Annotated in this window: 6 protein-coding genes; 3 read left to right on the top strand and 3 right to left on the bottom strand. The window is 47.7% G+C overall.

Features of this window, described 5'->3' with window-relative positions; all coding sequences use genetic code 11:
* The 3 genes from minC to minE all read left to right on the top strand — a co-directional run.
* The coding region (minC, locus tag OEY58_16965; protein ID MDH5327151.1) for a septum site-determining protein MinC at positions 1-356 on the top strand (356 nt) is incomplete at its 5' end.
* Positions 357-417: 61 nt separating this feature from the next.
* A complete protein-coding gene (minD, locus tag OEY58_16960) occupies positions 418-1227 on the top strand; it encodes a septum site-determining protein MinD (protein MDH5327150.1) in 810 nt (269 codons plus the stop codon).
* Position 1228: 1 nt separating this feature from the next.
* Positions 1229-1504: a cell division topological specificity factor MinE gene (gene minE, locus OEY58_16955; GenBank protein MDH5327149.1), complete on the top strand. Its 276-nt coding sequence runs from the start codon at positions 1229-1231 to the stop codon at positions 1502-1504.
* A 161-nt stretch (positions 1505-1665) separates the two neighbouring features.
* Here the strand turns inward: minE and OEY58_16950 are convergent, their stop codons facing one another.
* From OEY58_16950 to rapA, 3 genes are all read right to left on the bottom strand, one after another.
* The gene (locus OEY58_16950) at positions 1666-4311 is read right to left on the bottom strand and encodes a LysM peptidoglycan-binding domain-containing protein (GenBank protein MDH5327148.1); all 2646 of its coding nucleotides are present in this window, start codon (positions 4309-4311) and stop codon (positions 1666-1668) included.
* Positions 4312-4710: 399 nt separating this feature from the next.
* Complete coding sequence (locus tag OEY58_16945; GenBank protein ID MDH5327147.1) at positions 4711-5991, bottom strand: TlpA family protein disulfide reductase; 1281 nt, start codon at positions 5989-5991, stop codon at positions 4711-4713.
* Between the two features lie 27 nt (positions 5992-6018).
* A complete protein-coding gene (gene rapA / locus OEY58_16940) occupies positions 6019-8991 on the bottom strand; it encodes an RNA polymerase-associated protein RapA (GenBank protein MDH5327146.1) in 2973 nt (990 codons plus the stop codon).
* Positions 8992-9104: the final 113 nt, after the last annotated feature.

The following is a 9104-nucleotide window of genomic DNA, read 5'->3' as shown; positions in this document are numbered from 1 at the left end:
AAACAGCGTCGGTTTTTGTCACCGAGACTTCCAAATTTATCAAACAACCCATTCGGTCCGGCCAAAGAGTTTATGCAAAAGGCGGAGACTTAGTGATTCTGGGTGCTGTTAACCACGGTGCCGAAGTAATGGCTGATGGTAATATTCATATTTATGCACCGCTCAGGGGTCGAGCGTTGGCCGGATTGGATGGCAACAGTGAGTCCAGGATATTTTGTCATAGTATGGAAGCGGAGTTGGTGGCTGTTGCCGGGAATTACCGCGTTTTTGAAGATAAAGTCCCAGCAGATCTGTATAAAAAATCCGTGCAGATTTATCTGGAAGGTGAACAATTGAAAATTATTACTCTCGACTGATGAGGATTAGTCATACTATGGCAATTAATTTTAGTGTAACCAAAACTTGTGGGAGGCTGCCATGGCCACAATAATTGTTGTGACCTCTGGTAAAGGCGGTGTGGGTAAAACCACAACCAGTGCCAGCGTTGCGACCGGATTGGCTAAGAAAGGCTATAAAACGGTTGTCATTGATTTCGACGTCGGTTTACGTAACTTGGATTTGATTATGGGTTGCGAACGCCGCGTTGTGTATGACTTTGTCAATGTGATTCAGGGCGAGGCTTCGTTAAAACAAGCTTTGATCAAGGACAAGCGTCTTGCCAATCTGGAGATTTTACCTGCGTCACAAACCCGAGATAAAGACGCCTTAACTCTGGATGGAGTCGGTGCCATTTTGGATGAATTACGGCAATCCCACGACTTTGTGATTTGTGATTCTCCAGCGGGTATTGAGGCTGGTGCCGTCATGGCAATGTATTATGCGGATGAAGCAATTGTCGTCACCAATCCGGAAGTCTCGTCAGTACGGGATTCGGATCGCATGTTGGGTATATTGCAAGCTAAATCCAAACGTGCCTTGGAAGGCTTGGAGCCCATTAAAGAGCATCTATTAATTACCCGTTACGACCCCAATCGGGTTCAAGATGGTGAAATGCTCAGTATCGACGATATTACCGATTTGCTGGGCATTAAATTGGCAGGAGTGGTTCCTGAATCAACCACGGTCCTGCAGGCTTCCAATTCGGGTATTCCGGTTATCCACGATGAATCCAGTCCCAGTGGTATGGCATATCAGGACCTGGTGGCTAGAATCCTGGGAGAAGAGCTGAGTTTCAGATTTCTAGATCCGGAAAAGAAAGGTTTTCTCAAACGCTTGTTTGGAACTTGATATGGCTTTACTAGATTATTTATTACGCAAAAGGAAAAAGTCCGCGTCTGTTGCTAAAGAACGGCTACAGATTATTTTAGCTAGAGAGCATGGTGATCGTTCCGGTCCCGATTATTTGCCGGCCCTGCGACAGGATATTCTGGCGGTGGTGGAAAAATACGTGGTTATTGATCATGATCAGATTCAGGTTACCGTCGAGAAGGATGGTAATTGTGAAATACTGGAATTGAACATCACGCTGCCGGAACCAGCGGTAAAACAAGCTAAAAGAGCCTGAACCAAACAAGTTCGTGGATACTTTCTTGCCCAGCGCTTCTTAGGCGCTGGGCTGACTCCTGCAAAGGCCTAAACCGGTCATCGCGGTCGGGACTGGCATGTGTGTTAGCGACCACTTAGTAACCTACTCGTTACCAATTAACCCCTGATCAATCGCCCTGATCAATCGATTAGCTTAGCCGGGCTATTTGCTTGCGTAGCAGCCGCAACCTCCGCTTCTGCCACTGTTTCTTTCGGCAACTTAGACACTTCCGGGGTTTCTTTTTGTACCACCTTGGGGAATTTAACCACTGTGCCGGGAATGATTTTATTCAGTTCCAGGTCCGGGTTGTATTGTCGCAACAACCAAATAGGTATCTTGTATTTCCTTTTTGCCAGGAACCAAACAGAATCGCCCCGGCGTATGGTATGTTTGTCTGACCCGGTGATTTCAAACTCTTGAAAAAATGCCTCTTGCAAGGATTGGTGATAGGATTTACGCCGTTTTTCAAATTCATCCTTGCTCACTTTAGAAAATACCAATTTAATTTTTTTACCGATAATAACGGGTTTTCCGTAACGCAGGCGGTTAATCCGGCGTAACTTACTGGCCGTCACTTTGAGCCAATCGGCATAATGACCTAAGGTTTCCGCCGCTTGAACCACAATAGTGGCGTTTTTCGTAACAGAATAATCCGTTGGGTCTGCTGCCAGATTGGTATCGGTATTGTTCTCAGGAAAGGCAGTGCCCTGGTCCAGCGCTTCCATTTGCTTATCCAAGACCTGATCCAGCGTCAGCTCTTTTTTCACGCGCGGTTCTTCTACCGGCTGAAGTTTCGCAACTTGTTCCACCGTCTTGTCATCCAACTGATCTACATCGGTACTGGCTGCTACGGTTGTTTCGTCAGCGACTTCGGTATCAGAAACCACGATCACATTTTCAGAAATCGTTTCATCGGTTTGGATTGCATCACCTCCAATGGCGCCGGAGGATAATGATTCATCGTTTTGTACAGAACCCGTTGCTTCAGCAGTTGTAGTTTCCGTTGCTTCAGCAGCTGTAGATTCCGTTGAGTCCTCAGTTTGCGCTTGGTCCACTTCAGCTGTAGCGGCTTGTTCCTGCGCTTTTTGGTCCAGTGCCGCCACCGCCGTCTCGGGGGTGTCTGACGTAGTAACGGTTGTTGGCGATTCTTCTTTTACACTATCTGCCGTGGCAACCTGCGTGGGTGTAACCTCATTCGCTTGCGGTGTTTTCGCTGCAATAGTTGTGGCTGCGGGATAGGGTTTCAACCGGAGTTTCTGACCCGGATAGATTCGACCTTTTCGACCCAGGTTGTTATAGGCCAGAATATTTTTCGCTTTGAGCTTATGGCGCCGTGCGATTCTATCAATGGTATCGCCGCGACGAACTTTGTATATTCCACTTTCCGGAATAGACAAGGGTGAATCCGGGGCCTGCGCCAGCATAGTCCTGGAGCCTTTTTGTGGTAACCGTAACCGTTGTCCCACCCGGATTCGGTGGCGGCTGCGCAAATTATTCACGGCCATCAAATCCCGAATTTGCACGCCATAGCGGCGGGCGATATTGGACAAGGTTTGGCCACGACGGACCTTATGGTAAATATCCCGTTTTTGTCGGGCGAAAAGGCGCGAGGCTTTGAGTTTGGACTGCAGCGTGACCACATCCGCCGGCATATCGTTTTTGCCAATACGAATTTCATAACCCTTAGGCACATATTTTTGTTTGCGCCAGACCAGGGGACGTAATCCGGGATTTTTTTGTTGCAAGTAAGATACACTGAGTCCCAGCGCCTTGGAAATATCCGTAACATTCATATAACCGGGGACAGAGACCAATTCATCCACAATGGGTGGGTTGAGTTGAACCTTACCGAAGAATTTTTCTGCGTTGTGTTCCACTTCCACGGCAGCCAAGAAAGCCACGTAAAAGTTTCGTGAGGCAAATTTAAAGCTACGGCTTTTGTATTTACGCAAAATAGTCGTGATGTCGGTAGTGCCCATGCTCTGGGCGGCATTACGCATACCGGCAGCGCCGTGATTGTAAGCGGTGAGAGCCAAGGGCCAGGTACCGGTGACAGAATAATTATTTTCCAACAATCGCGCGGCAGCCACACTGGCTTTGAAAGGATCCATCCGTTCGTCAACAACATGATCCACGCGCATAAAGCGACGCCCGGTGGAGCGGGTAAACTGCCACAGACCGGCGGCGCCCACTTTGGAGTAGGCCTTGGGATTAAAAGACGATTCGACATGGGGTAAGGAAGCAATTTCCCGGGGGAGGCCCATATCATCCAAAGTTTTGATAATGTGATCTCTCCAAGCTCCAGAGCGTTTCAATCCGGCCAGGTATTTATCGGATTGACCCAGTTGAAATCGAATGTGTTTGGTAGCGGTTTTTAAGGTGTTGTTGTCCACATTTTCAGGCCACAAATCCAATACGCGTTTTTCATCTTGGCTCAATCCGGAGCGCTTACCGCTTGCCAGAGTGTTGAGTATTTTTTCAAAGCGATCTTTACGGTCTTCGATGTATTTTTGTTTGGCGCGGCGTTTAATGCCCTGAGGAACATTGATTTTCTCATATATAACACCCAGATAGCGGTCATCATGAATAAACCCCTGAGTGGTGTCGGCCTCAGTAAACACTTTTACCCAAAACCGAACATCCGCTTCGATTTCCGGTGGGCGTGGGAACAGATCAGGATCGGCAGCCAACGCCGGAAAAATGGCACTAATGCAGAATAGGAGGAGAACGCGAGATAGTGTGTGAACGCGAAAGAGTGCAGCAGTTCGTTGTTTCAAAATGTACATAGCGATGCGTCTTTTTTCGAATGAATTAATAAAATTGCGTTTATACGCAGCTAACTGCCAACCTGTTCCATTGTGAGATGGAAAAAGAATGAATGGGCATTGAGATATTACAGTCCCCGGTTGTTTGGAAATTTGACCTGCAATAGTAATAAAAAGTTTCCACATCTCCAAATGATTCAACGGCTTAATGCAGAACTGAGATCCAGGTCAAAGTTTGCTTCGTGGTAAATAGCCACCGACCCTACCTTATGCAATGTTTGTGTCAGCTTCTGAATTTCGAGGCAAAAAAGTCGGCCGGGAACATTTACTAAATGATTTCAGTAAGTTGAACAAGCTCACCGAGCTCTAATTAGTATACCGTTTTTACAGGGCGTTACAAGAATCGCGGCAGTGGCTGGCTTATTGGGGGGGAGACAGTAGAAGATTCAATTTTTGCAAGACTTCATCCTGATCCCATTCAATGCCGGCATTGACACCATAGTGTATGCGGCCATCCGGTCCAATCACAAACGTAGAAGGAAAAGCGATGACATTCCAGACGCCGGCCTCGCTACCGTCAACATCCAGTAAGACGGGAAAATCCACTTTCACTGTTTTCATAAATTCCTGGATAGTTTGGGTTTTTTCAGCATAGTTAATCGAAATCAGTTCAAACGGCTTCGCGGACATTTTGCTGCGCAAGCGGTTTAAAGAAGGGATTTCTTCTACGCAGGGGGCACACCAACTGGCCCAAAAGTTAATGACGGTAATCTGGCCAATGTAGTTTTGTCGGGTATATCGCTTCCCGGAAATATCGGGTAGATCAATAGGTGGCGGAACCGGTGTACCACGATAGGGTTTGAGTCTATTGTCCAAACCGGTGTGTTTCTGCCGCTGGATCTCGGTCCAGTCAGCCGCCTGCTGAGGCATAGGTGCGGATTGCAGTAACTTAATGGCATTGACAATACGCCTGGGAAGACGATCGAATTGCGGTTTTACAATGGGATTCTCCGGCTCAAAAAACACCGACCCAATATCCGGCAGTAAGTGGGTGTAGGTTTGAGAGCCCCCGCTGTGCAAGGCATCGACTAATTTGCTTAATTGCCAGCGGGTACCATGGGTGGCTCCCTGAAAAATATAAATGGGACTGTTGCTGGAATAGGTTATGGGGAGGTATTGCGGTTCCATGCCCAGTGGGGGAATGTTCTGGTAAAGGCTGGGCGAAAATAAAATCGAGCCCACCACTGCGGTATGACCTGTCTGTGCGTTTTGCTGTGTGCTTTGCCAAATCCGCATGCCTCTAAGTACGGGGACAGAGCCGTAGGAGCCTGCCATCAGCACGATTTTCTTCCCACTTTGCTGTCTCGCGATTTGGATCAAGTCTGCGACATGTTTGCCGTTCAGGCTTTTGATGGCATCGACCGAGCGAGGCAGAAACTGTGATTCCAATAAGTCGATTTGCCATACCTCGATACCGTTTTTGGCCAGGCGTCGCGCCATTTCCACATGACCGTCTCTAAAGCCATAACCGGAGGCAATCCATAAGATCAAGTAGTTGCCGGAACCCGGGTGTTTATTGATGAGGATGTCCACATCATCAGGGAGGGTTTCGGTGTGTTGGGTTTGGGCAGCGACCAAAAGCGGGACGGCACAGCTTAAAAGCAGAATTAAGCGAATGATTTTGAAATAATACAGCGACATGACGGTTCTACAAGTTTATAAAATGACCTAAGTGGAAACCAGCAACCGTATTGCACTGAGTTTGGTGCTGCTGGTGGATAAGGCTGACAAAATTTGTTGCATACGAAGCTGTAGCAACTCAATTTCCTCCTCACGCACACTTGGGTTCACTTTTTTTAGCGCCTCCATTCTCTCTATTTCGGTTAAGTTGATGTTTTTTGCATTCTTTTTAACGTTGTTTAAAAGTTTGGATGAATGGGTCAAGGCCACTTCTTCACAACTATGGAGTAAGTTTAGTATGAGTGGTTTGCGACTGGCCACAACTTCTTTGATGGTGTCTTTATCCAGCTCCATTGCCTGTACGTTTAGTTGTTGAAAGGCGGGATTCTCGCTGTAATTTTGCCCTTGTTCATCCATTAATACGCGAATCGGGGTAGGGGGCAAAAATCGCTCCATTTGCAGTTTTGCCGGAGCTACAGATTCAACGATGAATACACATTCCAGAAGCAGTGTACCGGCTTGCACCTGCGGGTGTTTGATAACGCTAAAGGCCGTGCTGCCAAACTCACCGCTGAGAATCATGTCCATGGCGGCTATAACAAAAGGATGCTCCCAGCTCAGAAAGACCATATTCTCGTGCACCAAAGCTGTATCCCGGTCAAATGTTACGGTCATGCCTTCTTCGGGAAGTTCCGGAAAGCTGGGTACAAGCATGTGGTCCGAGGGTTTAATGATGTAGGCACGATCGGAGTGGTCTTCAAACTCCACCCCAAACAAATGACAAATCTTTTCCAGGTGAATCGGCAATTCCGCATCCTGGTCCCATTGTTCAATGGCTTGAATCAATTGTGCAGAATTCTCTTTTCGATGCGAGTTTAGCTCCAGCAAGCGGTCTCGGCCTTGTTGTAACTGCTTCAGCGTTGTGCGGTGCAGCTCTTGTGTCTGTTGCAGTAGATCGGCCATCGCCTTGGATGTGGCGCCACGCTGAGTTTCCAACTGTTTATGCAGACGGGACTTTAGCTGGTTGAAAATGGTTTGTGCCGGAGCGCAGGTTTGGTTAAAGGCATTGATGCCTTCGTTGTACCAGCGAAACAAGGTGTGTTGAGCGGACCCACTAAGGTAAGGAACATGAATATCTATGGTTTGAGTCTGACCGATACGGTCCAGGCGGCCAATTCGTTGTTCCAATAAATCGGGTAAATACGGTAAATCAAAGAGAACCAAGTGGTGGGCAAACTGGAAGTTGCGGCCTTCGCTGCCGATTTCAGAACAGATCAAAGTGCCGGCGCCGCTTTCCATATCGGCAAAGTAAGCGGCGGCTCGATCCCGCTCCACTATGCTCATGCCTTCATGAAACACGCTGACACGGTGCCCGGATTTGGCTAAGGTTTTTTCCAGATCCAGAACCGTATTGCGATTGGCGCAGATGACCAACACTTTTTGCGGTTTCAATTCCTTTAATAAAGTCGCAAGCCAGGGTAAGCGCGGATCAATGTTGGTCCAATGACTTTGTATGGTGTCCAAGGTGGACCCCAATTCAAACAAGGTTTGATAAATCAGTTCCGGTGATAGCAACAATTGTTGTAATGGCGCCCGAATGGCTTTTAGAAATACCGTGTTCAGCTCTTTATCGCTCAACAATAGCTTAATGCATTGCTGATATTCCTTGACGGTCGGTAATTTGTATTCGTGCATTTGTCGTTGCGGGAATCCTGCGATGGCAGTGCGGGTGTTACGAAACAATACTCGGCCGGTACCGTGCCGGTCGATGAGCTGGTGTACAATAGCCTCCCGCGCGGCCGCAATTTTTGAGGTTTCCTTTTTGGCTTCGTTAAGTTGATTCAACGTAGCTTCATCATAGTCATCGCCCAGATAACGTTTTAATGCCTTTTTGGCAGTCACGCCGATTTTTTCACCATTTAAGACACTTAAGGCCGCTTTGGCTACCGGTTTGTAGCTTTCTTCTTCTTTGACAAAGGCTTCCAGAGTGTGAAACCGATTGGGGTCCAGTAACCGCAAGCGAGCAAAATGACCGGCGGCACCCAATTGTTCCGGAGTCGCTGTCAACAACAACATGGACGGGGTGGTCTGCGATAATTGATCCACCAATTGGTATTCCGCACTGGCCAGTTGTGGATCCCACTGTAGGTGATGGGCCTCGTCAACCACTAAGAGATCCCATTGCCCCTGTAACAGATAGTCGCGCCAATGTGGGTTTTGAATCAAAAAATCGATGCCACATAACACCAGTTGTTCCGTGTGAAAAGGATTGACTGCGGTTCCATCCGGGTCCAAATCCGCCGACTCCTCAATGGCCTCACAGCGCATTTCGTCAAAAATACTGAAACGCAGATTGAACCGGCGGAGCATTTCCACCAGCCACTGATGCACCAGGGTTTCCGGTACCAGCAAGAGTATGCGTTGCGCCTGACCGTTGAGCACCTGTTGATGCAAAATCAGTCCGGCTTCGATAGTCTTTCCCAACCCCACTTCATCGGCCAGGAGCACGCGTGGAGCAGGCCTTTGACCTACTGTGTGGGCAATGTATAGCTGATGTGGAATAAGGCCTATGCGGGGTCCATAAAGGCCTTTAACCGCTGTTTGGCTCAATCGGTACAATATGTCCTGACTCTTTAGTCGCAATTCAAACCAATGAGTAGGATCCACTTGGCCAAGAATTAAGCGATTTTTGGGTGAACTGTATTGAGTAAAATGTGCCAGCTCCATTTCAGGTAATTCTCGTTCCCGCTTATTGTCATCCAAACCGCAGTAAACAAATAAATCGTCACAGGTTTTGACGTGGGTAACGGTCATACTCCAGTTGTCTACACTTTGAACCACATCGCCTTCACCAAAATGTACACGGGTAATGGGTGGATTGTCGGCTGCGTAGACTCGGGTACACTGGGCGCCTGGATATTCGATGGTGACGGTGCGAAAGTCCACAGCGCTAACCTGGCCCATGCCCAAATCGGATTCGGTGTCGCTTTGCCAGCGTTGGCCTTTGATAAACTTAATCACGTATATAATATATGGTTATGTTGCTTGAAAAGGAGATAAATTCTAGTCAGAACTTCGATAGATTGCGACTACTTACGTCTAGAAATGTTAAAAAGTCCTTGAAAAACCAAAGA

The sequence above is a fragment of the Gammaproteobacteria bacterium genome, from assembly GCA_029882975.1.
GTDB lineage: Bacteria > Pseudomonadota > Gammaproteobacteria > SZUA-152 > SZUA-152 > JAJDNG01.
Note: the sequence above shows the minus strand (reverse complement) of the source record. Positions and strands in the feature narration are given on the sequence as shown.

Bases quoted from the DNA above. Each gene is read 5' to 3' on its own strand.
- minD (MDH5327150.1), top strand. From the start codon at position 418: ATGGCCACAATAATTGTTGTGACCTCTGGTAAAGGCGGTGTGGGTAAA.
- minE (MDH5327149.1), top strand. From the start codon at position 1,229: ATGGCTTTACTAGATTATTTATTACGCAAAAGGAAAAAGTCCGCGTCT.
- OEY58_16950 (MDH5327148.1), bottom strand. From the start codon at position 4,311: ATGTACATTTTGAAACAACGAACTGCTGCACTCTTTCGCGTTCACACA.
- OEY58_16945 (MDH5327147.1), bottom strand. From the start codon at position 5,991: ATGTCGCTGTATTATTTCAAAATCATTCGCTTAATTCTGCTTTTAAGC.